The organism is Methylobacterium sp. WL7, from assembly GCF_008040085.1.
Lineage (GTDB): Bacteria > Pseudomonadota > Alphaproteobacteria > Rhizobiales > Beijerinckiaceae > Methylobacterium > Methylobacterium mesophilicum.
This window is the reverse complement of sequence record NZ_VRVG01000075.1, coordinates 1-26,568: the sequence shown is the minus strand read 5'-3', so window position 1 is coordinate 26,568 and position 26,568 is coordinate 1. Positions and strand designations below refer to the sequence as shown.

At 70.6% G+C, this 26,568-nt stretch carries 25 protein-coding genes and 1 pseudogene; 15 read left to right on the top strand and 11 right to left on the bottom strand.

Annotation, left to right across the window (positions count from 1 at the left end; genetic code table 11):
- From FV233_RS18415 to FV233_RS18405, 3 genes are all read left to right on the top strand, one after another.
- A partial coding sequence (locus tag FV233_RS18415; protein ID WP_147898348.1) for a porin family protein occupies positions 1 to 883 on the top strand: 883 nt, incomplete at its 5' end.
- A 244-nt stretch (positions 884 to 1,127) separates the two neighbouring features.
- Positions 1,128 to 2,072, top strand: coding sequence for an outer membrane beta-barrel protein (locus tag FV233_RS18410; protein WP_147857384.1), 945 nt, complete (start codon positions 1,128 to 1,130; stop codon positions 2,070 to 2,072).
- A gap of 28 nt (positions 2,073 to 2,100) precedes the next feature.
- Entirely contained in the window at positions 2,101 to 2,355 is a 255-nt protein-coding gene (locus tag FV233_RS18405; RefSeq protein WP_238260831.1) for a hypothetical protein, read from the top strand.
- A 7-nt stretch (positions 2,356 to 2,362) separates the two neighbouring features.
- On the opposite strand, the gene FV233_RS18400 is transcribed toward FV233_RS18405, so the two are convergent.
- Positions 2,363 to 2,911 (bottom strand): HNH endonuclease, encoded by a 549-nt coding sequence (locus FV233_RS18400; RefSeq protein ID WP_007563401.1) that lies wholly within the window; start codon positions 2,909 to 2,911, stop codon positions 2,363 to 2,365.
- Positions 2,912 to 3,562: 651 nt separating this feature from the next.
- On the opposite strand from FV233_RS18400, the gene FV233_RS18395 reads away from it, so the two are divergent.
- Both FV233_RS18395 and FV233_RS18390 read left to right on the top strand, forming a co-directional pair.
- Positions 3,563 to 6,316, top strand: a complete 2,754-nt coding sequence (locus FV233_RS18395) for a DUF3772 domain-containing protein (RefSeq protein ID WP_147898347.1) — start codon at positions 3,563 to 3,565, stop codon at positions 6,314 to 6,316.
- A gap of 100 nt (positions 6,317 to 6,416) precedes the next feature.
- Positions 6,417 to 6,926 carry a CAP domain-containing protein gene (locus FV233_RS18390; protein WP_187277773.1) on the top strand — a complete coding sequence of 170 codons (510 nt, stop codon included), beginning with the start codon at positions 6,417 to 6,419 and terminating at the stop codon, positions 6,924 to 6,926.
- A gap of 98 nt (positions 6,927 to 7,024) precedes the next feature.
- Here the strand turns inward: FV233_RS18390 and FV233_RS18385 are convergent, their stop codons facing one another.
- On the bottom strand, positions 7,025 to 7,858 hold the full coding sequence (locus FV233_RS18385) for a flagellar motor protein MotB (protein ID WP_147855505.1): 834 nt from the start codon (positions 7,856 to 7,858) through the stop codon (positions 7,025 to 7,027).
- Between the two features lies 1 nt (position 7,859).
- Complete coding sequence (locus tag FV233_RS18380) at positions 7,860 to 8,633, bottom strand: MotA/TolQ/ExbB proton channel family protein (protein ID WP_147855506.1); 774 nt, start codon at positions 8,631 to 8,633, stop codon at positions 7,860 to 7,862.
- A 275-nt stretch (positions 8,634 to 8,908) separates the two neighbouring features.
- Between FV233_RS18380 and FV233_RS18375 the strand changes: the two genes are divergently transcribed.
- The 6 genes from FV233_RS18375 (at position 8,909) to FV233_RS18350 (ending at position 15,331) form a co-directional block, all read left to right on the top strand.
- Positions 8,909 to 10,693, top strand: a complete 1,785-nt coding sequence (locus FV233_RS18375; RefSeq protein WP_147855507.1) for a glucan ABC transporter ATP-binding protein/ permease — start codon at positions 8,909 to 8,911, stop codon at positions 10,691 to 10,693.
- Between the two features lie 206 nt (positions 10,694 to 10,899).
- Positions 10,900 to 11,616, top strand: coding sequence for a DNA polymerase III subunit epsilon (gene dnaQ, locus FV233_RS18370; protein ID WP_147855508.1), 717 nt, complete (start codon positions 10,900 to 10,902; stop codon positions 11,614 to 11,616).
- A 109-nt stretch (positions 11,617 to 11,725) separates the two neighbouring features.
- Positions 11,726 to 13,021, top strand: coding sequence for a PHB depolymerase family esterase (locus FV233_RS18365; RefSeq protein WP_147898350.1), 1,296 nt, complete (start codon positions 11,726 to 11,728; stop codon positions 13,019 to 13,021).
- An 85-nt stretch (positions 13,022 to 13,106) separates the two neighbouring features.
- Positions 13,107 to 13,988, top strand: a complete 882-nt coding sequence (locus tag FV233_RS18360; RefSeq protein WP_147898346.1) for a TIGR01459 family HAD-type hydrolase — start codon at positions 13,107 to 13,109, stop codon at positions 13,986 to 13,988.
- A 36-nt stretch (positions 13,989 to 14,024) separates the two neighbouring features.
- A complete protein-coding gene (locus FV233_RS18355; RefSeq protein WP_147898345.1) occupies positions 14,025 to 14,849 on the top strand; it encodes a hydratase in 825 nt (274 codons plus the stop codon).
- Positions 14,850 to 15,076: 227 nt separating this feature from the next.
- Positions 15,077 to 15,331 (top strand): hypothetical protein, encoded by a 255-nt coding sequence (locus FV233_RS18350; protein WP_147856643.1) that lies wholly within the window; start codon positions 15,077 to 15,079, stop codon positions 15,329 to 15,331.
- 10 nt (positions 15,332 to 15,341) lie between these two features.
- On the opposite strand, the gene FV233_RS18345 is transcribed toward FV233_RS18350, so the two are convergent.
- Together FV233_RS18345 and FV233_RS18340 are read right to left on the bottom strand one after the other, a co-directional pair.
- Positions 15,342 to 16,049: a response regulator gene (locus FV233_RS18345; protein WP_147856644.1), complete on the bottom strand. Its 708-nt coding sequence runs from the start codon at positions 16,047 to 16,049 to the stop codon at positions 15,342 to 15,344.
- Positions 16,046 to 16,612: a MarR family transcriptional regulator gene (locus tag FV233_RS18340; protein WP_238260834.1), complete on the bottom strand. Its 567-nt coding sequence runs from the start codon at positions 16,610 to 16,612 to the stop codon at positions 16,046 to 16,048. The genes FV233_RS18345 and FV233_RS18340 overlap by 4 nt, the downstream gene beginning before the upstream one ends.
- A gap of 300 nt (positions 16,613 to 16,912) precedes the next feature.
- Between FV233_RS18340 and FV233_RS18335 the strand changes: the two genes are divergently transcribed.
- From FV233_RS18335 to FV233_RS18325, 3 genes are all read left to right on the top strand, one after another.
- Positions 16,913 to 18,277, top strand: a complete 1,365-nt coding sequence (locus FV233_RS18335; protein ID WP_147898344.1) for an 8-oxoguanine deaminase — start codon at positions 16,913 to 16,915, stop codon at positions 18,275 to 18,277.
- Positions 18,278 to 18,419: 142 nt separating this feature from the next.
- Positions 18,420 to 18,677: a type II toxin-antitoxin system prevent-host-death family antitoxin gene (locus FV233_RS18330; protein WP_147855178.1), complete on the top strand. Its 258-nt coding sequence runs from the start codon at positions 18,420 to 18,422 to the stop codon at positions 18,675 to 18,677.
- Complete coding sequence (locus FV233_RS18325) at positions 18,674 to 19,126, top strand: type II toxin-antitoxin system VapC family toxin (protein WP_210249492.1); 453 nt, start codon at positions 18,674 to 18,676, stop codon at positions 19,124 to 19,126. Before FV233_RS18330 ends, FV233_RS18325 begins: the two co-directional genes overlap by 4 nt.
- Before the next feature lie 18 nt (positions 19,127 to 19,144).
- Here FV233_RS18325 and FV233_RS18320 read toward each other — a convergent pair whose 3' ends face one another.
- The 6 genes from FV233_RS18320 to FV233_RS18300 all read right to left on the bottom strand — a co-directional run bounded on the left by FV233_RS18320 (position 19,145) and on the right by FV233_RS18300 (position 26,107).
- A complete protein-coding gene (locus FV233_RS18320) occupies positions 19,145 to 20,818 on the bottom strand; it encodes a formate--tetrahydrofolate ligase (RefSeq protein ID WP_147898342.1) in 1,674 nt (557 codons plus the stop codon).
- A gap of 259 nt (positions 20,819 to 21,077) precedes the next feature.
- Positions 21,078 to 22,946, bottom strand: coding sequence for a tetratricopeptide repeat protein (locus FV233_RS18315; protein ID WP_147855175.1), 1,869 nt, complete (start codon positions 22,944 to 22,946; stop codon positions 21,078 to 21,080).
- Positions 22,947 to 23,087: 141 nt separating this feature from the next.
- A complete protein-coding gene (locus FV233_RS18310; RefSeq protein ID WP_238260836.1) occupies positions 23,088 to 23,486 on the bottom strand; it encodes an RES domain-containing protein in 399 nt (132 codons plus the stop codon).
- A gap of 8 nt (positions 23,487 to 23,494) precedes the next feature.
- Positions 23,495 to 23,683, bottom strand: a complete 189-nt coding sequence (locus tag FV233_RS31205; protein WP_238260839.1) for a hypothetical protein — start codon at positions 23,681 to 23,683, stop codon at positions 23,495 to 23,497.
- Positions 23,670 to 24,362: a hypothetical protein gene (locus tag FV233_RS18305; RefSeq protein ID WP_147898341.1), complete on the bottom strand. Its 693-nt coding sequence runs from the start codon at positions 24,360 to 24,362 to the stop codon at positions 23,670 to 23,672. The genes FV233_RS31205 and FV233_RS18305 overlap by 14 nt, the downstream gene beginning before the upstream one ends.
- A gap of 71 nt (positions 24,363 to 24,433) precedes the next feature.
- On the bottom strand, positions 24,434 to 26,107 hold the full coding sequence (locus tag FV233_RS18300) for an electron transfer flavoprotein-ubiquinone oxidoreductase (protein ID WP_147855172.1): 1,674 nt from the start codon (positions 26,105 to 26,107) through the stop codon (positions 24,434 to 24,436).
- Positions 26,108 to 26,388: 281 nt separating this feature from the next.
- On the opposite strand from FV233_RS18300, the pseudogene FV233_RS18295 reads away from it, so the two are divergent.
- A pseudogene (locus FV233_RS18295) lies at positions 26,389 to 26,568 on the top strand (uracil-DNA glycosylase); the annotation flags it as partial.

Genomic DNA, 26,568 nt, shown 5'->3' with positions numbered 1-26,568 from the left:
GCCCCCCCCGCCCCCGATCGAGGTCGGCGGCGGCTGGTACCTGCGCGGCGACGTCGGCGCGAGCGTCTACACCCGCCCGAAATACACCGAGGCCTACGATTACACCGGCTACCCGGAGGCCAACCGCGCGTTCGGCAACGAGATCGGCGGCGGCGGGTTCGCGGGCGTCGGCGTCGGCTACCAGTTCACCCCGTTCCTGCGCGGCGACGTGACCGGCGAGTACCGCTACTCCACCGGCCTGCGCGGCAGCGAGTATTACAAGGGCCCCGAGTTCGACAACGGCCTCGGCTCCTACGGGGTCAACAAGTCGACCAGCAGCTTCGATTCCGCGGTGGTGCTGGCCAACGCGTATTTCGACCTCGGCACCTGGTACGGCATCACGCCGTTCATCGGCGGCGGCGTCGGCTACGCCTTCAACCACGTCTCGGGCTATTCGACGAACCAGCAATTCACCAGCCCGACCTACGCCTACGATTACGGCAACCCGATCTACGACTGCAAGTGCGGGCAGGCGTACTACAACTACGCGCCGGTCTACGACAACAACGGCAACCCGGTGTACAACACCAACAGCGGCAGCAAGTTCTACAAGAGCAAGACCAGCGGCAGCTTCGCCTGGGCGCTGCATGCCGGTCTCGCCTACGACGTCAGCGACGCCCTGAAGATCGAGGTGGCCTACCGCTACCTCAACCTCGGCAAGGCCGAGACCGGCCCGGGCTTCGTGCCGTGCTGCACCGGCAGCCTGCAGGCGATCAAGGTGAAGGACATCGAGGCGCACGACGTGAAGATCGGCCTGCGCTACTACCTCGGCGGCCTGGTCGCGGCGCCGCTGCCGCCGCTGATGCCGGAGCCGATCCCCGGCCCGCTGGTCCGCAAGTACTGATTTTTTCTCCGACTCTCTGACCACCGACGGCGCGGATCTCCTCCGCGCCGTTTTTTTCGTTTTGCGGCCGGGCTTCGGTGGATGCACAGAGCAGACTTGGGCCGTCGGATAGTTCTTACCAGGCCGCGACGATCGAATCGGGATATCGGAAAGGATCCCAAAATAACGGACGCTTAAGGTTACCCATCTATCACTGCATCGAGGCCCGAGCCGCCGTCCGTCTCGCAGTTCCAGGACGATCCCGATGCGCACCGTCACCCTGCCGCTGCTGGCGATCCTCGGCCTCTGCGGCGCGAGCACCGCCCGAGCCGCCGACCTGGACTACGATTACCTGCGCGGCGCCGATTACGATCCGGCCCCGGCTCCGGTGCTCGACTGGAGCGGCGTGTATGTCGGCGGCCATGGCGGGTATACGTCGGGCGGCCTGGCGCAGCGCGATGCCCTGCAATCGACCCTCGCGCAATATTTCAGCTACCGCGATGTCGAGAGCGAGTTCGGCGTCTCGAAGTTTCTGTCGCTGCCGGGGACCCGCGTGAAGAGCGCCAGCTTCGGTGCGTTTGCCGGCTTCAACGTCCAATTCGACGAGATCGTCCTTGGAATCGAGGCGGACTACACGCACGCGGACATGAACAGCTGGTCGACCAACGGCATCAACCGGATCATGACGACGGCCGCGGGTAATTCCGAATCGGTCGGCCTCTCCGGCACGTCGAACACGCGGATCGACGATTACGGCAGCATCCGGGCCCGGGCCGGCTACGCCTTCGGCAACCTGCTGCCCTACGTGACCGGAGGCCTCGCGGTCGGCCGGGTCACGATCAACGACACCGTCGCGGTCCAGAACTACGGCTACGGCGCCACGACCTATGCGGCCAACCAAGCCCTGACCACGGGCCTGCCGGCGGCCGTCTACAATCACGGCTATGCCAGCTTCAACCAGAACTTCCCGCTGAACCGCTCGACCCCGGCCGGACAGGGCGCCCAGACCATTCCGTACGGCCCGACCACGTTGGTGGCGAACGCCAAGACCAAGACGATCGGCGGCGTGGCCCTCGGGTTCGGCCTCGAATACGCGATCACGCCCAACATCCTGCTGCGGGGCGAGTATCAGTACGTGTTGTTCCAGAGCTTCAACGGGCATCGCGCCGAGCTGAACACCATCCGCGGCGGCGCCGCCCTCAAGTTCTGATCGCCCCGATACCGGCCGGAGACCGACCATGACAGCGCCTTGCTCCGCCCGGCGGCCGACGCGCGCTCTGGCCATGCTCGCGACCGTACTGCTCGCCGTCCCCGCCCCGGCCTCGGCCTGGCCCGAGGACCGCGGCTTCGCTCCGCCCCGCCTCCGGCGCGTCGTCCGCGTGCGGCCCGACCTGGTGGCGGTGCCGCCGCCCGTGATCGTCCGGGGCTACCTGCCGCGCAACCACAACGTCCCGATGTACAACGAGCCGCCCCGCCGCGGGCCGGCTTGGTGATCCCGCCTCAGCTCTCCAGTTCGCTGTCCCAGTACAGGTAGTCGAGCCAGGTGTGGTGGTACTGGCGGTGGTCGAACTCGGGCTGCCGGTGGTGCAACTCGTAGCGGGTCGGCCGGCGTGGCTCGGTGGCGAGGGGCATGTCGGCCTCCTGCGGGGTGCGGTTGGCCTTGCGCAGGTTGCAGGGCGAGCAGGCCGCCACGACGTTCTCCCAGCTCGACAGGCCGCCCCGGGAGCGCGGCACCACGTGGTCGAAGGTCAGGCCGCCCGAGGGCAACCGCAACCCGCAATACTGGCAGCTGAAGCCGTCGCGCAGGTAGATGTTGTAGCGGGTGAAGGCCGGGCTGCGGGCCAGCGTCACGTAGTTCTTCAGCGCCACCACGCTCGGCACCCGCAGCGCCCGCGAGGGCGAGCGCGCCTCGACGTCGTAGCTCGCCACCAGGGTGACGCGATCGAGGAACAGGGCCGTGAAGGCGTCCTTCCACGACCACAGGGACAGCGGATTGTACGAGAGCGGCCGATAATCCGCGTTCAGGACGAGGGTTTGGAGATCCATCATCGGCGCGACTCTTCAGACTATCTCTGACGCGTGTAACGCGCGGGAACGCGCCAGCGCCCCGCCGGCCCGTCCGACGCGGCCACGGGCCGGCGCAGGACGGGCCGGCGGACGGGGCGTCGGCTCGGCGGGAGAGGCGGAAGGAGCAACAGGGCGGCGGGCCGGCGCGCGAAGGCGCCAGTCGGTGCGGTAGCAACCGGAACGCGGCCGGGCCGGACCGGCGTGGGAGCCGGCCGAACCCTTTCGCGTGACGACGAAAAGGCCCTGTCCATACGGTGTTCATCTAATCCCACCGTGACACCCTTGTGAAGCTTTTCCCGCAGGGTCCCGGGGACGCACCCACAGCAGGCCCCGAAGGTTGCCTTGAAGCTTGCCGCGGGGAAGGCCGATCGGCCCGAGGGTGGGCAGGGGCACGGTTTGGCCCTATTGCTCGCCCACAGCGCTCGGCCGCGTGAGTCGGGCCCGGCCGCGCCGCCGTCGGGCCCGGACCCTCGCGGCTTCGATATCCTGCGCTCGCCGACGCCGAACCGATGTCCCCTCCGGCGGCGGGCGCTCCAAGTGGCCCGCAAGCGGCCCGCGCGGTTCCCGACGACCGCCGGTCCGCCGATGCCGGGTCCCGAACGCGCGCCCGGCGCGCCCGACGAGAGGTAGCCCATGATCCGCACGCTGGTGCGCTCCCGGAAGCCGAACGGCGCACCGCGCCCCCCCGTCGTGCTGGCCCTCCTGGCCGCGCTGATGCTGGGGATCCCGGCGGCCGCGCCGCCGGCCGCGGCGCAGGGCGGGAGCCCCGCCGGACAGGCCGCGGAGGGCAAGCCTGCCGAAGCCAAGCCTGCCGAAGCCAAACCTGCCGAAGCCAAACCTGCCGATACAAAGGGGGGCGAGGCCAAACCTGCGGATGCCAAAGGGGCGGACGGCAAGGGGACGGACGGGAAGCCCGCTGCGCAGAAGCCCGCCGCGCCCCAGCCCCAGATGTCCGAGCCGCTCAAGGCGGTCCGGGCCCAGCTCGACGCCGCCAAGGCCGAGCTCGAGGCCCGCGAGAAGCAACTGGGGCATCCCGACCTGACCCCGACGGACCTGGCTGCGATCCGCGACAGCGCCGCGACCGTCACCGAGGAGATCCGCGCGCTGATCACCCGGCTCGACACGCCGCTCGAGGCGGCGCGCGAGCGGCTGACCCAGCTCGGCCCGAAGCCCAAGGACACCCCGGAGAGTCCGGACGTCGCCGAGCAGCGGGTGGAGCGCGAAGCCGCCGTCGCCCGCATCGACGAGACCCAGCGCCTCGCCCGCTCCCTGCAGGTGCAGGGCGACCAGATCGTCGACCGGGTCTCGAACCGCCGGCGCGAATCGTTCACCCGCGACCTGTTCCAGCGCTCGCAGCCCCTGGTCGGGCCGGGCCTCTGGAGCAAGGTCATGGCCGACGTGCCGCGGGACACGCGCTCCCTGCAGAGCGCCGTATCGGATATCGGGCTGCTGTTCTCCCGCAACGGCAGCATCGGCAACCTGCTGTTCCTGGGGCTCGCCTTCGGGATCTCGATCGCGCTGTATTTCGGGCGGCGCAACATCGCCCCCCGGGCGGCCCGGCGGGACGCCGCCACCGCCGAGCCGTCGCGGCGCGCGACCCTGCTGGCCGCCTGGCGGGTGATCCTGCTCGGCACCGTGCCGGCGGTGGCGGGCTCCTACGCGGTGTATTACGCGCTCGACGCCACCAACCTGCTGCCCTCCCGGCTGCTGCCGGTGGCCGCCGCGATCCTGGGCGGCCTCGCCTTCATCGCCTTCGTGGAGGCCCTGTGCGACGGGCTGCTCAGCCCCGACAAGCCGGCCTGGCGCCCCGCCCCGGTCGGGGACGCGGCGGCCACCCGGCTGACCCGGCTGGCGGTGGGCATCGCCACGGTGCTGACCGTGGTGAAATCCGTGGAGGCCTTGAATTCCGGGATCTCGGCGGCCTTGCCGATCTCGATCGCGACCCGGGGCCTCGGCGCCGTGGCCACGGCGCTGATCCTGGCGGTGGGCCTGCACCGGTTCGCCGACACCGATCAGGAAGAGGAGGCCTGCTTCGGCCCCTACGTGCCGACCAAGACCACCACGGGCATCGGCGGCCCGGCCCGGCTGCTCGGCTGGGCCGCGGTGGGGCTGATCGGGCTCGGTGCGCTGGTGGGCTACGTCGCCTTCGCGGCCTTCCTGATCGATCAGCTGATCTGGGCCGCGAGCGTCCTGGTGCTGCTCTACCTGCTGGTCCAGAGCGTCGACACGTTCATCGGCCGGGCGCTCACCGACGAGACCCGGCTGGCCACCGCGCTCCAGGCCAACACCGGCCTGCGCAAGCGCTCGCTGAACCAGATCTCGGTGCTGGCGACCGGGGCCGCCCGGGTGGTGCTGATCCTGGTGGCGGCGCTCTTGGTGCTGGCGCCCTGGGGGCTCGATTCCACCGACATCGTCTCGTCGATCCGCCAGGCCTTCTTCGGCTTCAAGGTCGGGGACGTGACGATCTCGCTGTCGAGCATCGCGTTCGGCATCGGCATCCTGGTGCTCGGCGTGTTCGTCACCCGGGCGGTGCAGCGCTGGCTCGAGCTGACCTACCTGCCGGCCACCGACCTGGACGCCGGCCTGCGCAACTCGATCACCACGATCGCGGGCTATTGCGGCTTCCTGCTCGCCCTGGCGCTCGCCTTCTCGTATCTCGGCCTGAGCCTGGAGAAGCTGACCATCGTGGCCGGCGCCCTCTCGGTGGGTATCGGTTTCGGCCTGCAATCGATCGTCAACAACTTCGTCTCCGGCCTGCTGCTGCTCTGGGAGCGCCCGATCCGGGTCGGCGACCAGGTGGTGATCGGCGATTCGGAGGGCATCGTGAAGCGCATCTCGGTGCGCTCCACCGAGATCCAGACCTTCGACCGCTCGTCCGTGATCGTGCCGAACTCGAACCTGATCTCCGGGGTGGTCAAGAACCGAGTGCGGGGCGACCGCTCCGGCCGGGTCAGCATCACGGTGAGCGTCCTGCGCAACCAGGATCCGGTGCGGGCCGCCGAGCTGATCGTCGGCTGCGCGCAGGGCCATGCCGACGTGCTGAAGGACCCCGTCCCCCGGGTGGTGTTCAAGAAGATCGGCGACCCGTTCCTGGAGTTCGAGCTCCTGGTCTGGATCGTGGACGTCAGCCTGGGCCAGAAGGTCCAGACCGACCTGAACTACGCGGTGTTCGCGACCCTCTCGGGGGCGGGCTTCATCCCGCCGCTCGGCCCCGGCGCCAGCATCGTGACCGTGCAGGGCTTCGAGGCGATGCAGGCCGCCATGGGCGAGATCGCGAGCCGGTTCGGGCCGGGCGCACCGGCCTCCGACGCCCAAGAGGTCAAGGAATCCGGGGCATCGCCCCCCCAGCCGCAGCGCGACCGCGGCCTCCGCAGCGCCGGAGGGTGAGGACGGGCGGCCCGCGCGGCGGAGACGGTCGCGCAATCGCTCCGCGCTCCCTATATCGCCCGAGCGTCCGAGCCGGATGCGGAAGCGTGGATCTGGAAACGTGGGCGGACGCAACCTGAGACGAGGCCTGCTCGCGGCGGCCGGCATCCCGGCGCTGGCACTGCTCGGCGCCTGCGCCACCGACGTGCAGACCACCGCGGCGCTGCCGAGCATCTACCTGCCGCTGGCCAGCCAGACCGCCCATGTCGACACCGACGCCGCCCGGGACATGATCTCGTCCTATCGCCGCAACCGCGGCGCCGGCCCGCTGACGGTGGATCCCGAGCTGCAGCGACTGGCCGAGGCCGAGGTGGCCGCCATGGCGCTCGCCGACCGGCCGAGCCGGGCGCAGACCGTGAAGTCCGCGGTCGGGCGGCTCGGCTTCTCCGAGGTGAACGCCAACCTGTCGGCCGGCTACCACACCCTGGCCGAAGCCTTCTCGGGCTGGCGCGAGAGCCCCCCGCACGACGCCACGATGCTCGACCCCCGGGCGACACGGATGGGGATCGCCACAGCCTACGCGCCGGGCTCGAAATACAAGGTCTACTGGGCGCTGCTCACCGCCAAGTAGCGTACGGTGCCAGCTGAAAGACAGGTTCGCAGGGCCCTGCCCTGCACCCGCAAAAGGTCGCGGACCTTTTGAAACCCTGACTGTCCGCGATGGATCGCCTACGGCAGCCCCTTCAGGTTCGGCACCGGGGGCGCCTCCTTCATCAGCGTCACCGTCACCCGGCGGTTGGCCGCGAGATAGGGGTTGTCGGGGAACATCGGCTCGGTGTCGGCCTTGCCGGAGACCGAGGCGAACCGGTCGTCCTGCAGTCCGGCGCCGGCCAGGATCTCCCGCACGCTGAGCGCCCGGCCGGCCGACAGCTCCCAGGGCGGCGCCGGCGGGCGCTGGCCCGGCCGTTCGGTGGCGGTGAAGCCCGTGACGGCGATGCGGTTCGGCATCTGCCGCAGGGTCGGGGCGAGCGTCTCGAGCAGGCGCCGGGTGCGCTCGTTCGGGCGGGTCGAGCCGTCCGGGAACATCGAGCGCCCGTCCTGGTCGACGATCGACAGGTCGAGGCCCTGCTCGGACCGGACGATCACCACGTTCTTCGACAGCTCGGCGATGTCCGGCATGTCCTGCAGCGCCTGCCGCAGGGAGGCCGCCGCGAGGCCGAAATTGTCCGGCTCGCCGGTCTCGGTCAGGCCGAATTCGCTGCTCTGGTCGCGCCGGGGCGGCGTGGTCCGGTCCGTGGCTTTGTCCGGCGGGATGGAGCGCAGGTACTTCACGTGGTCGGCCGCCGGCAGGCCCTCGGATTCGAGGATGCCGGCGAACTTCGAGTCCTTGTTCACCCCGAAGGCGTCGCGCATCGAGCCGGCGACCACCTGCATCTTCTTCTGGTCCTGCGTCGAATAGGCCGCGACCATCACGAAGAAGCTCATCAGGAGCGCCATCAGGTCGGCGAAGGTCACGAACCAGCCGTGGCCGCCATGCGCGCCGCCGCGCTTCCGTCTGGTCATATCAGACGGCCGGTTCCATCAGCGCTTCGCGATGGTTGTGCGGCAGGTAGGCGATCAGCATCTCGCGCACCAGCGTCGGGCTCTTCTGGTCGCGGATCATCAGGATGCCGTCGATGATCAGCGAGCGGGAGACGTCCTCCTCCTCGAGCTTCACGTGCAGCTTGTCGGCGAGCGGCAGGGTGACCAGGTTGGCGATCACGGCGCCGTAGAGCGTGGCCAGCAGCGCGGTCGCCATGGCGGGCCCGAGCTTCGAGGGGTCGGACATGTTGGCGAACATCGCCACCATGCCGAGGATCGTGCCGATCATGCCCCAGGCCGGGGCGCAGTCGCCGTAGGCCCGGTAGACCTTCGAGCCCTCGTCGAGATGCATCAGGAAGTTGTCGCGGTCGCGCTCCATCGTGTGGCGGATGAAGTCCCGGTCGTAGCCGTCGGCGATGTAGCGCGCGCCCTGGGCCAGGAACGGGTCGGAGATCTCCATGTTCTCCAGCGCGATCGGGCCGGACTTGCGGACCACGTCGGCGATCTTGGTGATCTCCTCGATCAATTCCTGCGGCTTCACCGAGCGCATCATGAAGGCGTAGCGCAGGCCCATCGGCAGGCCGTGCACGATCACCGAGAACGGGAAGCGGATCATCGTGGCCGCGGTGGCGCCGCCGAACACCACCACCGCCGCGTGCTCCGACGCGTAGGCGCCGAAATGGCCGCCATCGAGCAGGATCAGCCCAACCACGACGCCGAGGCCCGAAAGCAGGCCGAGTGCGGTTGCGAGATCCATGGCCCTGGGCGCCCGATGCAAAATCGTAAAGAAGCCGCCCCGGCTTTGGCTTGCGGCCGGGTTATTCACAGCGTTAGGAAATCTTGCTGAACGAACCGTAAAGGCGGACGCTTCGACCCTGTATAGGGCCGTCATCGCCCGTTCAGGCGGGCCCGGGCATAAGCCGTGTCGTGCGAGGGGTTTGGCGACGGAATCGGCGATGGCCGCCCGCCGCACGGACCTTAAGAAGTGGCGCGAGACCCGGATACACGGGCCGCGTCGGGGGTGGCGGAGCGGTGGCGATGGTTCGTCTGTACGGGCGGGTCCTGGGTTTCCTGAAGGCGGATCGGCGGCTGGCCATCGGCTTGGCGGCCACCAACGTCGTGCTGGCGGTGGCGGCCTTCGCCGAACCGCTGCTGATGGGCCGGATCATCGATCAGCTGACCCACCTCAAGCGCGGCGGCAACGCCATGGCCACGATGCTGCCCCTGCTGGCGGCCTGGGTGGCGTTCGGCTTCTTCACCATCGCGGCGGGCGTGTTCATCGCGCTCCACGCCGACCGGCTGGCCCACCGCAACCGCCTGTCGTCGATGGCGAGCTACTTCGAGCACGTCCTCGACCTGCCGCTGGCCTTCCACTCGGCCAACCATTCCGGCCGGGTCCTGAAGGCGATGCTGGAGGGCACCAACGGCATGGCCTGGCTGTGGCTCGGCTTCTTCCGCGACCACCTCGTCGCCCTGGTCTCGCTGGTCGTGCTCCTGCCGATGACCCTGTTCATCAACTGGCAGCTCGGCTCGATCTTGGTGGTGCTGATGCTCGCCTTCACGGCGCTGACCACCTTCGTGATGCGCCGGACCGAGACGCTCCAGGGCCAGGTCGAGGAATTCAATTCCGGCCTCGCCGCCCACGCCTCGGACGCGCTCGGCAACGTCGCGGTGATCCAGTCCTTCACCCGCGCCAAGGCCGAGAAGGACGCGATGCGCGGCATCATCACCAACCTGCTCGCCGCGCAGATCCCGGTCCTGTCCTGGTGGGCGCTCGCCAACGTGGCGACCCGCGCCTCGGCGACCATCACCATGACGGCGATCTTCGTCACCGGCATCTGGCTGTACCAGGCCGGCACCACCACGGTGGGCGAGGTCGTGGCCTTCATGAGCCTGGCCACCGCCTTCGTGGCGCGGCTCGACCATGTGGTCGGCTTCGTTAACGGATTGTTCCAGCAGGCGCCCAAGATCGCGGAGTTCTTCGAGATCTACGACACCGTGCCGGCCGTGGCCGACCGCCCCCATGCCCGGCAGGTCGCCCGGTTCGAGGGCGAGGTCACCTTCGACGACGTCGCCTTCTCGTATGACGGCCGGCGCAAGGCGCTGGACGGCGTCTCGTTCTCGGCCCGCCCGGGCGAGACCGTGGCGCTGGTCGGCACCACCGGCTCGGGCAAGTCGACGACGCTGGGCCTCCTGCACCGCAGCTTCGATCCGTCCTCCGGGGCGATCCGCATCGACGGCCTCGACGTGCGCGACATCGGCCTCTCGTCCCTGCGCCACAATATCGGCGTGGTGTTCCAGGAGCCGATGCTGTTCGCCCGCTCGATCCGCGAGAACCTGCAGGTCGGCTGCCCCGACGCCACCGATGCCGAGATGCTCGACGCCCTCGATCGGGCCCAGGCCGGCGCCTTCATGGCGCGCCAGCAGGACGGGCTCGACACGGTGATCGGCGAGCGCGGCCGGTCGCTGTCCGGCGGCGAGCGTCAGCGGCTCTCGATCGCCCGGGCGCTCCTGAAGAACCCGCCGATCCTGATCCTCGACGAGGCGACCTCGGCGCTGGACGCCGCCACCGAGCGCAAGCTCCAGGGCGCCCTGGAGGCCGTCATGGAGGGGCGCACCACCTTCGTGATCGCCCACCGGCTCGCCACGATCCGGGACGCCGACCGCATCCTGGTGTTCCACGAAGGCCGGATCGTCGAGGCCGGCACGTTCGACGCGCTGGTCGCCCAGAACGGCCGCTTCGCCGAACTCGCCCGGGCCCAGTTCATGGCGGCCGAGGCCGACGAGGACGAGGGGCGGCTGGCCCTGGCGGCCTGAAGCGCCGATCCATGGGTTTCCAAAGGGCTCAGCCCTTTGGCGGGTGATCAGGGCGGCGCCCTGATGGGACAGCACCCCGTGCTCCGTCCTGGATCCACAGAAGGTCTCGACCCTTCGCATCCATGATTGTTCAACGATCGACGCTAGAGTGTCTCGGGAGCGGTCGCCCGGGGGGCGGCCGTCCCGACCATGCGAGTCCCAAAAAAATGCTGCGTGAGATCGTCCTCGACACCGAGACCACCGGCACCGAGGCGCGGAACGGCGACCGGCTGATCGAGATCGGCGCGGTCGAGCTGTTCAACCACATCCCCACGGGCCGGACCTTCCACCGCTACTGCAACCCGCAGCGGGCGGTCTCCGAGGGGGCGTTCAACGTCCACGGGCTGTCGGACGCGTTCCTGTCGGACAAGCCGGTCTTCGCCGACATCGTCGGCGAGCTGCAGGCCTTCCTGGCCGACGGGCGCCTGGTCATCCACAACGCGCCGTTCGACGTCGGCTTCCTCAACATGGAATATGCCCGGCTCGGGACGAACGCGCCGCCGCCGATCCAGCTGGACGACGTGGTCGACACCCTGCCGATGGCCCGGCGCAAGCACCCGGGCGCGGCCAACAACCTCGACGCCCTGTGCAACCGCTACGGCATCGACACCAGCCGGCGCACCAAGCACGGGGCGCTCCTCGACGCGCAGATCCTGGCGGAGGTCTATGTCGAGTTGCTCGGCGGCAAGCAGACCAGCCTCGGGCTCCTGGATGCCCAGACCGGCCCGGCGGTCCGGACCGTCGTCCAGGCGGCTCCGGCGGCCCCGAGGCCGTACCGGAGCCGCCTTACGGATGAGGAGCGGGCGAGGCACGACAGCTTCCGCGCGAGCCTCGGTGCGGCGCCGATCTGGGCCGAGTATATCGGCGCCGACGACCCGGCCTGACCGGCCTTGCCGCATCGCACATCGGCCTCTATTGCATCGCACCATAGGCCGACCCGCGGGCCATCCCGGCCGCGACACGGACGCTGATGTGACCAAGCGCGCACCCATCATGGATCCCTTCGGCAAGCTGAAGGCTATGCAGGACGGCGCCCGCGATCGGGCCACGCATTCGCCCTTCGCCGACATGATCGAGGCCACCCGCCTGACCAGCCTCGGCCGCCTGGACGAGGCGACCGCCCTGATCCAGCGCAGCTTTGGCGGCTACGCGGCCCCGCCGCCGCCGGAGGAGCCCCCGCAGCAGCCCCCGGATGCATCGAGCGCGCCCCCCGGGCATGCCGGGACGGAGGCTTCGGCCCCGGCGCGGCGCGCGGCCGGCACCGAGCTCGCCCGCAACTCCATCTCCGATCCCGCGCTGCGGGTCCGCAACGCGGTCAGCAAGGTCGTGCGCGGGCTCGCGCCGGTGCTGAAGGGGTTCGGGCAGCCGCGTCGCGGACCCGCGCGGCCGCCGGCGCCCCGCAAGCCGGCACCCCGCAAGCCGCCGGCCGAGAGCCGGTTCGTCGGCCTCAGCCATGCCGAGCCGGCCGGCAGCCGCGACTACAAGCTGTTCATCCCGGGCAATCCGGCCGAGCCGGCGCCGCTGATCGTGATGCTGCACGGCTGCATGCAGAACCCGGACGATTTCGCCGCCGGCACCGGCATGAACGTGCTGGCCGAGCGCGCCGGCATCTTCGTCGCCTATCCGGGCCAGAGCCGGCAGGCCCATGTCCAGCGCTGCTGGAACTGGTACGAGCCGCGCGACCAGCGCCGGGAATCCGGCGAGGCCGCGATCATCGCGGGGCTCACCCGGGCCGTGATGGCGGACCACGCGATCGACCCGGCCCGCGTCTACATCGCCGGCATGTCCGCGGGCGGCGCGGCCGCCCTGAACATCGCCCGGGCTTATCCGGACCTCTACGCCGCCGTGGGGGTGCATTCGGGCCTGGCCGCGGGCTGTGCCCGGGATCTCGGCTCGGCGCTGATGGCCATGCAGGTCGGCGCGCCCGGCCTCGGCACCGCGGCGTCCTTCGGCGCCGCGCCCGTCGGGCAGCGCATCCCCACCATCGTGTTCCACGGCGAGGACGACGGCACCGTCAGCGTGCGCAACGCCGACCAGGTTCTGGCCCAGGCCAACGTCGCCGGCCTGACCGCCCGCTCCGAGACCTTCGAGGATCGCGGCCATCCCTTCACCCGCACGCGCTTCCGGGACGAGGCCGGCCGGGTCGTGGTCGAGGATTGGCGGGTCCGCGGCGCCGGCCATGCGTGGTCGGGCGGCCGCCCCGAGGGCAGCTACACCGATGCCGACGGGCCCGACGCGTCGCGGGCGATGCTCGACTTCTTCGCCGAGCACCGGCTCGGGCCGCGGTAACTCTCGCTCGCCCGGAGGCTTGCAGGGCGCGGCCCTGGACCCGCAAAAGGTCCCGGACCTTTCGAAACCGTGACCGGACCCCTCCATGACCGCACCGATCCCGACCCTCGACGGCCTCGCGCAGGTGGCGGAGCGCTACGATCTGCTCCTCTGCGACGTCTGGGGCGTGCTGCATGACGGCCAGAAGGCCCATGTCCCGGCCGGCGAGGCGCTGATCCGGTACCGCGGCCTGCCGGGGGCGCGGCCGCGCCGGGTGATCCTGGTCTCGAACGCGCCGCGGCCCGGGGACGGCGTCGGCCGGATCCTCGACCGGTTCGGCGTGCCGCGCGAAGCCTACGACGCGATCCTGACCTCGGGGGACCTCACCCGCGGGCTGATCGCCGAGCGCCCGGGCGCTCGGATCCGGCATCTCGGGCCCGAGCGCGACCTCGGCATCTTCCAGGGCCTCGACCTCAGCCTCGTCCCGGAGGTGGAGGCCGACCTCGTGGTCTGCACCGGCCTGTTCGACGACCGCAGCGAGACCGCGGACGATTACCGCGACGAACTCATGCGCCTGGCGGCCCGGGGGCTGACCCTGATCTGCGCCAATCCCGACCTCGTGGTCGAGAGCGGCAACCGGCTGATCCCCTGCGCGGGCCTGCTCGCGGCGGCCTATGCCGAACTCGGCGGCGCCGTCATCTACGCCGGCAAGCCCCACCGCCCGGTCTACGAGGCGGCGCTCGCCAAGGCCGCCGACCTCGCGGGCGCGCCGGTGGACCCGGGCCGCGTGATGGCGATCGGCGACGCGATCCGCACCGACATCGCCGGCGCCCGGGGCTTCGGCATCGCCAGCCTGCTGGTGGCCCGCGGCATCCACGCGGAGGAACTCGGCGTCTCGGCCGAACACCACCGCCTCGGCGACGTCGCCGAATGGCTCGGGCGCCAGGCCGTGCATCCGGACGCGGTGATCGAGCGGCTGGTCTGGTAGCGCCTCGCCGCCGGCCGCCATGCTACAGCTCCGGGGATGAGCGATCCCGTCCCCGCCGCCACCCATGCCCGCACCATCCTGGCGGCCCACGAGCATCGCCGCCAGATCGCGCCCCTGACCGGCTGGGATGCCGGCCTGGACCTGCCCGCCGCCTACCGGGTCGCCGGGGAGGTGCGGCGCCTGCGCGCGGCGCGGGGCGAGCGGCCGGTGGGCCGCAAGATCGGCTTCACCAACACGACGCTCTGGGAGACCTACGGGGTCCGCGCGCCGATCTGGGGGCACGTCTACGACACGACGCTCCGGGCACGCGCCGACCTGACCGGCCCGGTGCCGCTCGCCGCCCTGGTCGAGCCGCGGATCGAGCCGGAGATCGTGTTCGGGCTGGCCCGGGCGCCCGAGCCCGGCATGGACCCGGCCGCCCTGATCGGCTGCCTCGACTGGATGGCGCCCGGGTTCGAGCTCGTGCAGTCGCTGTTTCCCGGCTGGCGCTTCGCCGCCCCCGACACCGTGGCGGCGTTCGGGCTGCACGGCCTGCTGGTGCTGGGCGAGCGGGTGCCGCTCACCCCGGATTCGGCGCCCGCCTGGGTCGATGCGCTGGCGAATTTCTCGGTCGATCTGCTACGCGACGGCGCGATCGCCGACCGGGGCAGTGCCCGCAACGTGCTCGGCGGCGGCCCCCTGGCGGCGCTGGGCCATCTCGTTGATGTTCTGGCTAACGATCCTGCGAGCCCGCCGCTCGCGCCCGGCGAGATCGTTACGACCGGGACGCTCACCGACGCCCTGCCGGTGGCGCCCGGGCAGGTCTGGAGCACCCGGCTCGCGGGGCTGTCGCTGCCGGGTCTCGACCTCGCCCTGGCCTGACGCGCCGACGGGCCCCCCGGAACGCCCTTGATCGCGCGTCCTCGACACAAAGCCGCAGGGTTCGCGCGCGAAATCCGTCGCGGGTGCCGCCGGATGGGGTAAGGCGAGGCGGGGCGGCCGCTCGCGGCACGCGATTCGCCCTGTGCCGCGCATCCGCGTTCTCCGTTCCGGCCCGTCCGGGAGGTGGGACGTTGGTGATGATTAGCCGACATGCCACATGCTGAGACATGCCTGGACGCGCCCGGAGCCGCTACACGACCTTCCTAGTGTCCGTGACCGCGGAGCGATCCGGCGGCCGCGGCCGGTCGAGTCCCAAACCCGCTCCCCTGGTCTACGCGGTGATGAAGCCCAACGCCGAGGCCGCCCTGGCGGCGGTCCGTGCGCTGGCCGAGGGGCCGGTCGCGGTCGCCGTCGTGGGCAGCCTCTCCACCCGGGTGTCCAAGGGGCTGAAACTGAAGCCGGGCGAGCCGCGGGTGGTGTGACGGACCCGGATCAATCCACCGCGAGTCGGTAGCCGACGCCCCGCACCGTCTGCAGGAAGACCGGGTTGGCGGGGTCGACCTCGGTCTTGCGGCGCAGGCGGTTGATCTGCACGTCGACCGTGCGCTCGGCGGCGGCGCCTCCGGAGCCGGCGAGTTGCTCGCGCTCGACGTTGGCGCCCCCGGCCGCGGCCAGGATCGTCAGGATCTCGCGCTCCCGGTCCGTGATCCGGATCAGCGCGTCGTCCCGGCGCAATTCGCCCCGGTCGATGCGGAACGCGAACGGCCCGAAGGTCACCGACTCGGCCGCCGCCTCGCGCGGGTGGTCGCTGCGCTTGATGATGTTGCTGAGCCGGAGCGTCAGCTCCCGGGGCTCGAACGGCTTGGGTAGGTAGTCGTCGGCGCCGATCTCGAGGCCCATCACCCGGTCGTTCGGGTTGGAGCGGGCAGTGAGCATCAGGATCGGCACCCGGGAGGTCTCGCGGACGCTGCGGGCGTAGTCGAAGCCGTTCTCGCCGGGCATCATCACGTCGAGCACCATCGCGTCGAACACGACGCTCTGGGCCCGGGCCCGGGCCTCGGCGGCGCTGGCCGCCACGGTGACGCGAAACCCTTGATCGGTCAGGTAGCGGGCGAGCAGTTCGCGCAGACGGCGGTCGTCGTCGACCACGAGGACGTGCGGCGCCGCGTCGGGCAAGTCGGCCCGGGGGGCGGCCGTCACGCGCCGCCACCGCCGGTCGGCCCGCGCCGGGCCATCAGGCGCCGGACCGCGGGCCGATCCTCGGGCTCGATCATCGCCATCAAAAAATCCTCCGGGGAGCCCAGCGCGTCCGGCGCGGCGAGCGCCCGGGCCAGGCGCCGGGCCTGGACGCGGGTGAGGTCGGCGGCCAGCTCGGCCCCGGATTGGGTGCAGTACAGCAGGCGCTGGCGGCGGTCGCTCGGTCCGGTCTTCTGGGTGACGTAGCCCTGCCCGATCAGGTCCTTCAGCACCCGGTTGAGGCTCTGCTTGGTGATCCGCAGGATGTCGAGCAGCTCCGCGATGGTCAGCCCCGGATAGCGGTCGACGAAGTGCAGCACCCGGTGATGCGCCCGGCCGAAGCCGTAGGCGGCGAGGATCCGGTCGGGGTCGCCGACGAAGTCCCGGTAGGCGAAGAACAGCAGCTCGATCAGGTCGTCGCTGCCGAGGGCGTGCGCGGGGGCCGCGGCCGCGCCGTCCGGCCGACGGGGCGCCGCGGCGGGGAGCCCGGAGACGTGCATTCCGTCGCGCTGAACCGATGACGTCACGGGGGGCAGACCGTCACTTGGAGCAGACCGTCACTTGGAGCAGACCATCACTTGGGGCAGGCCATCACTTGGGGCAGGCCATCTCTTGGGGCAGGCCATCTCTTGGAGCAGGCCATCTCTTGGGGCGGACCGGACGATAAGAAGGTCAGTCCCGCTGACATGTCTCAGCGCCGCCCGGGAGCGTCAAGCCCGGGGGTGCCGGCCCGCGAGACAGCCGCCCCGGACCCTTCCGGGGCTTGCCGGCCGCCGCGCCGGGTCCGATACCGGTCCGGTGCGAGGTCGGGACCCGAGGGGAACAGCATGCGCGACGCCGAGGCACCGGGCCGCCGGGTCTGGATCCGCGATCCGCTGACCATCCTGGCGCAGGGGGCCGGGGGCGGCCTCGTGGTGGAGGGCAGCCGGATCGTCGAGATCGTCGGGGCGGGCGCCCGGCCGGCCTCCCCGGTGGACGAGACCTTCGACGCCTCGCGCCACGTGGTCGTCCCGGGGCTGATCAACACCCACCACCACGCCTTCCAGACCCTCACCCGGGCCCACCCGCTGGCGATCAACAAGCCGCTCTTCCCGTGGCTGAAGGCGCTCTACACGGTCTGGGGCCGGATCACCCCGGAGGCGTTCCGCCTCGCCACCCGGGTGGCCTATACCGAATTGCTGCTCTCGGGCTGCACCACGGCGGGCGACCACCATTACCTGTTCCCGGAGGGGCTGGAGGATTCGGTGGACGTCCAGGTCGAGGAGGCCCGGAGCCTCGGGATCCGGGCCGCCGTGACCCGGGGCTCGATGAGCCTGTCCGACCGGGAGGGCGGCCTGCCCCCCAAGACGCTGACGCAGGACGACGACACGATTCTTTCGGACTGCGAGCGGGTTCTGAACCTGTTCCACGACCCCGCCCCCGGGGCGATGGTGCAGATCGGCCTGGCGCCGTGCTCGCCCTTCGCGGTGACCGAGCGGCTGATGCGCGAGAGCGCGGAGCTGGCCGCCCGGCACGGCTGCCGCCTGCACACCCATCTCGGCGAGACGCTGGACGAGGACGGCTACTGCCTGTCGATGTTCGGCTGCCGGCCCGTGGACTACCTGGAACGGGTCGGCTGGATGACCGACCGGGTCTGGCTCGCCCACGGCATCCACTTCAATGACGCCGAGGTCGCCCGGCTCGGCAAGGCCGGGGTCGGCGTGTGCCATTGCCCGACCTCGAACATGACCCTGGCCTCGGGCCGCTGCCGCACCTGCGAGCTGGAGGCGGCGGGCTCGCCCGTGGGACTCGGGGTCGACGGCTCGGCGTCCAACGACAGCTCCAACCTCATGGAGGGGGTGCGGCACGCGCTGATGCTGAGCCGGCTCACCTACGGGGCCGAGGCCGTGACCCATCTCGATGCCCTGCGCTGGGCCACGCAGGGTTCGGCCGCCTGCCTGGGACGCTCCGATATCGGCCGGATCGCGCCGGGCCTGGAGGCCGACCTCGCCCTGTTCACCCTGGACGAGCTGCGCTTCTCCGGCGCCCACGATCCGCTGGCCGCCCTGGTCCTGTGCGGCGCGACCCGGGCCGACCGGGTGATGGTGGCCGGCCGCTGGCGGGTGATCGACGGTGAGCCGCTGGGTGTGGATACGGGTCGCCTGCGCGAGGACCATTCGCGGCTGGCCAAGGCGCTGTTCGGGGCGGGGTGAGGCTCGAAAGTCTCGCATTCAAAAGGTCCGGGACCTTTTGCGGATGCGGGGAGGAGCCTTGCGGAAGGGAGCGGTGGCGCGACCAACCAGTTTGTAGTAACGTTCCTACAGAGACGGACGAGTCTGTTGAGGGGCGTCGCGCATGGCCATCACCACACTCACCAGCCGGGAATTCAATCAGGATACCGGACGCGCCAAGAAGGCCGCGGCCGAGGGACCGGTGTTCATCTCGGATCGCGGCAAGCCTGCGCACGTCCTGCTCAGCATCGCCGACTACAGGCGCCTCACGGGACAGGAGCCCAGCATCGTGGAGGCTCTAGGTTGGCCGGCCGGCGTCGAGGACGTCGAGATCGAGTTCCCACGCTCCGGTGACCGGCCGAGAGCAGCCGACTTCTCCTGATGTTCCTGCTCGACACCAACGTCGTGTCGGAGCTGCGCAAGGCGAGGACCGGGAGGGCCGATCCGCGGGTCACAGCCTGGGCAAGCGCGGTACCCGCGCGCGACCTCTTCCTCTCGGCGATCGTCGTCCAAGAATTGGAGATCGGGGTCCTGCAGCTGGAGCGAAGAGATCCGAGCCAGGGAGCACGCCTGCGGGCGTGGCTGGAGGAGAACGTCCTGCCGGCCTTCGCCGACCGCGTGCTGCCCGTCGACGGGGCCGTCGCCCGGTGCAGCGCGCGCCTGCACGTCCTGGACCCCCGCTCCTACCGTGACGGATTCATTGCCGCGACGGCGTTCGTCCACGGGATGACGGTGGTGACGCGCAACGTCGCCGACTTCTCGGCGACAGGTGTGCCCCTGCTGAATCCCTGGGAAACGGTTCCGCGCGGCCTGGCGCCGATCTCTGGTTGAAGGCGGCGCGCGCCGCCGTCAGAACAACCCGTCGATCTGCCCGTCGGCATCCAGCCGGATCGTGTCGGCGGCGGGCACCCGGGGCAGGCCCGGCATGGTCATGATCTCCCCGCAGATCGCCACCACGAAGCCGGCACCGGCCGAGAGCCGGACGTCGCGCACCCCGACCACGTGGCCCTCGGGGGCGCCCATCAGGCTCGGGTTGGTGGAGAACGAGTACTGGGTCTTGGCCATGCAGATCGGCAGGTGGCCGTAGCCGTCCTTCTCGAAGGTGGCGAGTTTGCCCGCGGCCTTGGTCTCGATCTGGATGTCGGCGGCGCCGTACAGCTTGGTGGCGATCGCCCGGATTTTTTCCGAAAGCGGCGCCTCGGTCTCGTAGGCGTAGCGGATCGGCGCCGGCTCGGCGGCGGCGAGCTTCACCACCGCGCGGGCCAGCTCCTCGGCGCCGGCGCCGCCCTCGGCCCAGTGGCGGCAGGTGATCGCCTCGACGTCGAGGCGCTCCCGGCACAGCTCCTTCAGCCGGGCATGCTCGGCGTCGGTATCCGCATGGAAGTGGTTGACCGCGACCACCACGGGCAGGCCGAAGCCGCGCAGGTTGGTGACGTGCCGGGCGAGGTTGGCGAAGCCCTTCTCCAGGGCGCCGACGTTCTCGGCCCCGAGGCTCTTCTTGTCGACGCCGCCATGCATCTTGAGCGCGCGGATCGTGGCCACGACCACGACCGCCGAGGGGCTCAGGCCGGCCTGCCGGCACTTGATGTCCAGGAACTTCTCCGCGCCGAGGTCGGCGCCGAACCCGGCCTCGGTCACGGTGTAGTCGGCCAGCCGCAGGCCGGCCCGGGTGGCGATCACCGAGTTGCAGCCATGGGCGATGTTGGCGAACGGGCCGCCGTGGATCAGGGCCGGGTTGCCCTCGAGCGTCTGCACCAGGTTCGGCTGCAGGGCGTCCTTGAGCAGCACCGTCATGGCGCCGGTGGCCTTCACGTCCTTGAGCGTGACGAGCTTGCGGTCGCGGGTCTCGGCGATGACGATCCGGCCCAGGCGCTCCTCGAGGTCGGCGAGGTCCTTGGCGAGGCAGAACACCGCCATCACCTCGGAGGCGACCGTGATGTCGAACCCGTCCTCCCGGGGGAAGCCGTTGGCGACGCCGCCGAGCGACTGGGTGATCTGGCGCAGGGCCCGGTCGTTCATGTCGACGACCCGGCGCCAGTGGATCCGCCGCACGTCGATGTTGAGCTCGTTCGCCCAGTAGACGTGGTTGTCGATCAGGGCGGCCGCGAGGCTGTGGGCCGACGTGATGGCGTGGAAGTCGCCCGTGAAGTGCAGGTTGATCTGCTCCATCGGCACGACCTGGGCCTTGCCGCCGCCGGCCGCCCCGCCCTTCATGCCGAAGCAAGGGCCGAGCGAGGGCTCGCGCAGGCAGATCATGGTCTTCTGGCCGATGCGGTTCAGCGCGTCGCCGAGGCCCACCGTGGTGGTGGTCTTGCCCTCACCCGCGGGCGTCGGCGAGATCGCCGTCACCAGCACGAGCTTGCCGGGCGCCTTGCCCTCGAGCCCGGCGATGTAGCCGTGGTCGAGCTTGGCGATGTGCTTGCCGTAATTGTGCAGCGCCTCGTCCGGGATGCCGAGCTTCTCGGCGACCTGCGCGATCGGCTTCAGGGTCGCGGCGCGGGCGATCTCGATATCTGACGGCATGGGCGTTCTCCCTGGCTCCGCGGGCCCGGCGCCCGCCCACCCGCCGACTGTTATCGTACGGGGATCTTGCCTCGCGGTGATGTGCAGCGCCGGTCGCGCGGATGCGGTGGACGCAGCCCGGGACGCGGCGAGGCCGCCCAACGGGCAGCCGCGGCACTGTGCGTCAAACCGGCCGGAAAAGCGCGTCGATTTTTATGAGCCGACGGACAAATTAGTCTTGCCGGCCCGGAGAGTATGCGCGCCCCGCGGGAGGCGGGTTTTAGCCCCCCGACTTCTTGGCCTTGTCGGCGGCGCCCGGGGCCTCGTGCGGCTGCGGGGCGCCCTTGGGCAGTTCCGGATTCTCGGCGTTGTGCGGAGCCGCCACCGGGGCCGGCACGGTCTCGGCCGTGGCGGTCGGCTTCTCGATCTCCGGCAGGCCGTCCTTGAGCTTGTCGTTGATCTGCGCGAGGTCGTCCGGCTCGGGGTTCAGGTCCTTGGCGTGCTGCCACTGGAACTTGCCCTCGAGGCGCCGGCCCGCACGCCAGTAGGCGTCGCCGAGGTGGTCGTTGATGGTCGGGTCGCCGGGCTTCAACTCGACCGCCTTCTCCAACTCGCGCACCGCGTCGTCCCAGCGGCCCAGGCGGTAATAGGCCCAGCCCAGGCTGTCGACGATCATGCCGTCCCGGGGGCTCGCGTCGGCGGCCTGCTGCAGCAGCTTGAACGCCTCGTCGATGTTGATCTTCTGGTCGACCCAGGAATAGCCGAGGTAGTTCATCACCTGGGCCTTGGCGGCCGGCTGGCTCGCCGGCACCAGCGACAGGGCCTTCTTCAGGTCGGCCTCGGCCTTGGGCCATTGCTTGGCGCGCTCGTAGGCGGTGCCGCGGAAGTAGAAGGTGGTCCAGTAATTCGCCAGCGGCCGGTCGCCGATCAGGTCGATGGCGCGGGTGTAGGTGGCGGCCGCCTCCTCGTACTTCTTGCGCGCCCGCTGGACGTTGCCGAGCGCGGTGATCACGTCGATGTCGTCCGGATGCGCCTTCATGGCGGCGTCGAGATGGGCCAGCGCCTCGTCGCCCTTGCCCATCTGCTCCAGGTTGAGGCCGACCTGGATGTCGGCGTTGAGCTTGAGCGGCGAGGTCGCGGGGATCTGCGCGTAGGCCTCGTTGGCCCGCTCGGTCTGCTTCATCCGGTCCAGCGTGTCGGCGAGCGTCAGCCGGGCCAGCGCGTGGTCGGGGGCGAGGTAGAGCGCGAGCCGCAGGTAGATCACCGCGGGCAGCTCGTCGCCCTGCGTCGAGCCCGCCGAGCCCAGCCCGTACAGCACCTCGGCGGCGCCCTCCTGGGCGGTGCCGATCAGCCGGGCCAGCGGCTTGCCGTCCTTGAGCTTGTCGAGGGCGTCGCGCACCAGCGGGTGCCGGGGCGAGAGCTGGTCGAAGTCGGAATAGGCCTGGATCGCCAGGTCGGTGCGGCCGAGGCTGGCCTCCAGCCGGGCGTAGGCGTCGACGATCCGCAGGGTGTTGCGGTCGGCCTCGTAGGCGGCCTTGAGCCGCCGCTCGGCCTCGGCGTTGTCGCCGATCACCGAGGCGATCAGGCCGGCATGGTAGTCGCGGAAGGTGTTGTAGTAGCGCTCGCCCCGGAGCTTGTTGACCGTCTCCAGCGCCTTCTTGCCGTCGCCCGCGCCGGCGTAAGACCAGGCGGTCAGCAGCGTGGCGGTGAGGTCGGTGGCCGCCCCGCGGCCGCTCCTGGAAAAATTCTGGCGGGCGGCGGCCCACTGGCCGGCCTTGATCTGGCGCACCCCGAGGGAGAGGTTGGCCAGCCCGTTGGTGGGATCGCGGGCGATCAGCTTCTCGCCGGCCCGGAACGCGTCCGGCAGGGCGCCGTCGGCGAGCAGCGAGATGAAGGCGCGCTCGACCAGCTCGGCGTTGCGCGGGTCGGCCTTGACCGCCTCGCGGTAGAACGTCGCCGCCGCCGCCGTGTCCCGGGAGGCGCCCGCGATGTAGGCGGACAGGAAGTTGCCCTCCAGGGATTCCGCGGGTTCGTATTCGAGCAGCGGGGCCGACTCGCGCGGCTGGGCGGCCAGAACGGTCTGAGGCAGGCCGGCGGCGAGCATCAGGGCGAGCGCCGAGACGCTCCGGCGGGCGCGTGTTGTCATCATGAACCGGTCGCGGCTCCTGGGCGCCGGCCCACGGGGGCCGGGCGCGAGAATGGCGGGGCATCCCCGAAAATCGCTGGGGACACTGAACGCATCCCGCCAGCCCCGCAAGGCGAAAGGATGGCGCGGGCCGGCCGTGTGGTCTCAGGCGGACATCACGAGGTCCACGGCCAAGCTGCCGAGTACGGCGGCGAGGGCAGCCTGCTGCAGGAGGTCCGTGACGGGCTCCGCCGTCAGCTTCGGGACGGCGCGATCGTAGACGACGCAGCAGGACGCGCCGGTCAGGCGCGAGCCGTACAGGATGCCGTCGGCATCGCTCGTCTCATGGATCGCGCGGCTGAGGCGTGGGCCGTAGCGATGCGCCTTGGCGCGGCCGGCATCCGTCGGGACGCCGAGCCGGATCAGGCCGGTGGTGCGCAGGTCGATGACGGTCAGCGGACTGGATGCGCTCACCCGTGTCACGCCCCAGCGGGCGATCTCCGCTGCGCCGATCCGGCGCCGGCGGCGATTCTCGAAGCGATCGCGGATCAGCGTCTCGGCCATGCCCGTCGTCAGGCCACGGCGAGGTAGAGAACCTTGAATCCGTCGTCCGGACTGGAGAAGCGCGACCGCCCGAACCCCATGCCGAGGGGCGTCGATCGGTATGCCAGCGGCGTGACGCGGTAATAGCTGCGCGGCTGGAAGGCGATGGCGAGGCTGGCGAGGACCGCGTGATCGAGCCTCGGCTCATGCGAAGTCATCGCGGGCCGCATCGATGACGGAAGCGGCCCGTCCCCGCTTCAGGTCTTCGAGCGGCGATCCGCCGCGCACGTAGGGCTCAACCAGCCAGAGCCAGGCGGTGCGCGGATCACCGACGATCGCCAGCACCTCGGCGAGCCCCGCGACCGGACGGCCGTCGACGAACTGGGCGAGGGGGAACAGGTGCTTGCGCGTTCCCTTCAGCAAGCCCACGATCGCGCCGCTGCGCCGCCAATCCTGGAGGGTGGACCGCGCGATCCCGAGATTGGCTGCGAGTTCGCCCGCGCCCGCGAGGGGACCGGCCCAGTCCTCGAGCTTCAGGGGAAGCGCACAGGCCGCAAGCTGCTTTAGACCGTCCCGACGATCGATCGTCTCGCCCGGTGCCGCTCCGCGGCTCACTTCGACAGCGCCGAGAGGCTTCAGGATGAGCTTCCGCGGCTTTTCATCACCGGGCTCACTCGATCTTGAGACCGATCCCTCGGCTTTCAGATGATCCAGCACGACGTGCATGGCCCGGACGACGTCGCCCTGCTCCACGGCTTGACCGACCGCTGCCATCAGGCCGGCGGTGTGCCTCAACGCCTCCGGCTCGGCTTCCGGATTGCGCCTCCGGAGCATGGCCAGCACGTCGTCGGACCGGATGTCGAGCGCGTCCGGCCCGGCTACTGAATCCCGTGCCATCCCGGCAGCCCTCCGCCTCCGCACAATCTCGTGCGGATTGTGCGGATTGTCCAGATCGGACGGAAGGTTTCTCACATATTCGGATAGTTCGGCCCGCCCGGGCCCTCCGGCGTCACCCAGTCGATGTTCTGGTTCGGATCCTTGATATCGCAGGTCTTGCAGTGGACGCAGTTCTGCGCGTTGATCTGGTAGCGCACGCCGTCGCTGGCGGCGGCGTCCTCCACCCATTCGTAGACGCCGGCCGGGCAGTAGCGGGACGAGGGGCCGCCGTAGACGTCGTGCTCGGAGCGCTTCTGCAGCTCGAGGTCGCGGACCTTGAGGTGGGGCGGCTGGTCCTCCTCGTGGTTGGTGTTCGAGAGGTAGACCGAGGAGAGCCGGTCGAAGGTCAGCTTGCCGTCCGGCTTCGGGTAGGTGATCGGCGTCACCTCCGAGAGCGGCTTGAGGCAGGCATGGTCCGGCTTGCCGTGCTTGAGCGTGCCGAACGGCGAGGCGCCGAGCAGGCTGGTCGCCCACATGTCGACCCCGCCGAGCCCGACCCCCACCAGGGTGCCGTAGCGCGACCAGAGCGGCTTGACGTTGCGCACGGCCTTGAGGTCCTGCCCGATCGGGCTGTCGCGCCAGCCGGCGTCGTAGGCGGCGAGCTCGTCGCCGGCCCGGCCGGCCTTCAGGGCGTCCGCGATGGCGTCGGCCGCCTGCATCCCGGACAGGATCGCGTTGTGCGAGCCCTTGATCCGCGGCACGTTGACGAAGCCCGCCGAGCAGCCGACCAGGCAGCCGCCCGGGAACACGAGCTTGGGCACCGATTGCCAGCCGCCCTCCATGATGGCGCGCGCGCCGTAGCCGATGCGCTTGGCGCCCGCGAAGGTGTCGGCGATCATCGGGTGGGTCTTGAAGCGCTGGAACTCCTCGAACGGCGACAGGGTCGGGTTCTCGTAGTTCAGGTGCGTGACGAAGCCGACCGACAGCAGGTTGTCGTCGAAATGGTAGAGCCAGGAGCCGCCGCCGGCCCGGTTCGGCAGGGGCCAGCCCATCGTGTGGCGCACCAGCCCCGGCTCGAAGGTGGAATCCGGCAGCTGCCACAGCTCCTTGACGCCGAGCCCGTACTTGAAGTGGTCGCTGTGCCGGTTGAGCGAGAACCGCTGGATCAGCCCCTTGGTCAGGTTGCCCCGGGCGCCCTCGCCGAACACTGTGTACTTGCCGCGCAGCTCCATGCCGCGGGTGTAGTCCTCGCGCGGATCGCCCGAACGGCCGATCCCGAGGTCGCCCGTGGCGATGCCCGCCACCGCGCCGGATTCGTCGTACAGCACCTCCGAGGCCGGGAAGCCCGGATAGATCTCGACGCCGAGCGCTTCCGCCTGGGCGCCCAGATACTTGCAGGTGTTCGACAGCGAGCCGACGAAGTTGCCGTGGTTCGACATGAGCTTGGGGAAGAACACGTTCGGCAGGGTGACGCCGCTGTTCTTGGTCAGCATCATGAACTCGTCGCGCCGGACCTCGGTCTTGAGCGGCCGCTCCGGATCGGAGCGCCAGTCCGGGAGCAGCCGGTCGAGGCCGATCGGATCGATCACCGCGCCCGACAGGATGTGGGCGCCGACCTCGGAGCCTTTTTCCACAACGACGACGGAGATCTCCTCGCCGATCTCGGCCGCGCGCTGCTTCAGGCGGATCGCGGCGGCGAGCCCGGCCGGGCCGGCGCCGACCACGACCACGTCGAAATCCATGCTTTCGCGTTCGGGCAGCGCCATCGTCGAGCCTCCTGTTTTCTTGTCGCTATGCCGGATCCGTTGCCGGATCGGCATTGTGTGCTGCCGTCTCAAGCGATTCCAGACTGGAAAGGCAAGCGGCCGCGGCCCGGACTTGAGCGAAAGCTCCCCTATGCCGCATGGGTGGGGAATACGGACGGGCTCGGGGCGACCCGGCGGTCAGCCTCGCGCCCGGCAGGGCGCCCGAGGCGCGCCGTTCGGTCACGCAAGTCCTTGCCGTCGAGCGGGTTTCAAGAGTTGTCCACAGGCATCGAGCGCCCCACATGCTGATCAGCATGCCGAGCCCCACCGACGCGCAAGCCGACCTCATCGCCTATCTCGATTTCCACGTGGAGGCCGGCGCCGACGCGGTCCTCGACGAGCAGCCGCACGACCGGTTCGGCGAGGCCGACACGCCGGCGCCGACCCTGCGGGCGCCCCGGCGCCCGGCCGCGGCCCCCCGG

Excerpts from the sequence above, each read along its gene's own strand:
- FV233_RS18410 (WP_147857384.1), top strand. The coding sequence starts at position 1,128 with ATGCGCACCGTCACCCTGCCGCTGCTGGCGATCCTCGGCCTCTGCGGC.
- FV233_RS18405 (WP_238260831.1), top strand. The coding sequence starts at position 2,101 with ATGACAGCGCCTTGCTCCGCCCGGCGGCCGACGCGCGCTCTGGCCATG.
- FV233_RS18400 (WP_007563401.1), bottom strand. The coding sequence starts at position 2,911 with ATGATGGATCTCCAAACCCTCGTCCTGAACGCGGATTATCGGCCGCTC.
- FV233_RS18395 (WP_147898347.1), top strand. The coding sequence starts at position 3,563 with ATGATCCGCACGCTGGTGCGCTCCCGGAAGCCGAACGGCGCACCGCGC.
- FV233_RS18385 (WP_147855505.1), bottom strand. The coding sequence starts at position 7,858 with ATGACCAGACGGAAGCGCGGCGGCGCGCATGGCGGCCACGGCTGGTTC.
- FV233_RS18380 (WP_147855506.1), bottom strand. The coding sequence starts at position 8,633 with ATGGATCTCGCAACCGCACTCGGCCTGCTTTCGGGCCTCGGCGTCGTG.
- dnaQ (WP_147855508.1), top strand. The coding sequence starts at position 10,900 with ATGCTGCGTGAGATCGTCCTCGACACCGAGACCACCGGCACCGAGGCG.
- FV233_RS18365 (WP_147898350.1), top strand. The coding sequence starts at position 11,726 with ATGGATCCCTTCGGCAAGCTGAAGGCTATGCAGGACGGCGCCCGCGAT.
- FV233_RS18360 (WP_147898346.1), top strand. The coding sequence starts at position 13,107 with ATGACCGCACCGATCCCGACCCTCGACGGCCTCGCGCAGGTGGCGGAG.
- FV233_RS18355 (WP_147898345.1), top strand. The coding sequence starts at position 14,025 with ATGAGCGATCCCGTCCCCGCCGCCACCCATGCCCGCACCATCCTGGCG.
- FV233_RS18350 (WP_147856643.1), top strand. The coding sequence starts at position 15,077 with ATGCCTGGACGCGCCCGGAGCCGCTACACGACCTTCCTAGTGTCCGTG.
- FV233_RS18335 (WP_147898344.1), top strand. The coding sequence starts at position 16,913 with ATGCGCGACGCCGAGGCACCGGGCCGCCGGGTCTGGATCCGCGATCCG.
- FV233_RS18330 (WP_147855178.1), top strand. The coding sequence starts at position 18,420 with ATGGCCATCACCACACTCACCAGCCGGGAATTCAATCAGGATACCGGA.
- FV233_RS18320 (WP_147898342.1), bottom strand. The coding sequence starts at position 20,818 with ATGCCGTCAGATATCGAGATCGCCCGCGCCGCGACCCTGAAGCCGATC.
- FV233_RS18315 (WP_147855175.1), bottom strand. The coding sequence starts at position 22,946 with ATGATGACAACACGCGCCCGCCGGAGCGTCTCGGCGCTCGCCCTGATG.
- FV233_RS18310 (WP_238260836.1), bottom strand. The coding sequence starts at position 23,486 with ATGGCCGAGACGCTGATCCGCGATCGCTTCGAGAATCGCCGCCGGCGC.
- FV233_RS31205 (WP_238260839.1), bottom strand. The coding sequence starts at position 23,683 with ATGACTTCGCATGAGCCGAGGCTCGATCACGCGGTCCTCGCCAGCCTC.
- FV233_RS18305 (WP_147898341.1), bottom strand. The coding sequence starts at position 24,362 with ATGGCACGGGATTCAGTAGCCGGGCCGGACGCGCTCGACATCCGGTCC.
- FV233_RS18300 (WP_147855172.1), bottom strand. The coding sequence starts at position 26,107 with ATGGCGCTGCCCGAACGCGAAAGCATGGATTTCGACGTGGTCGTGGTC.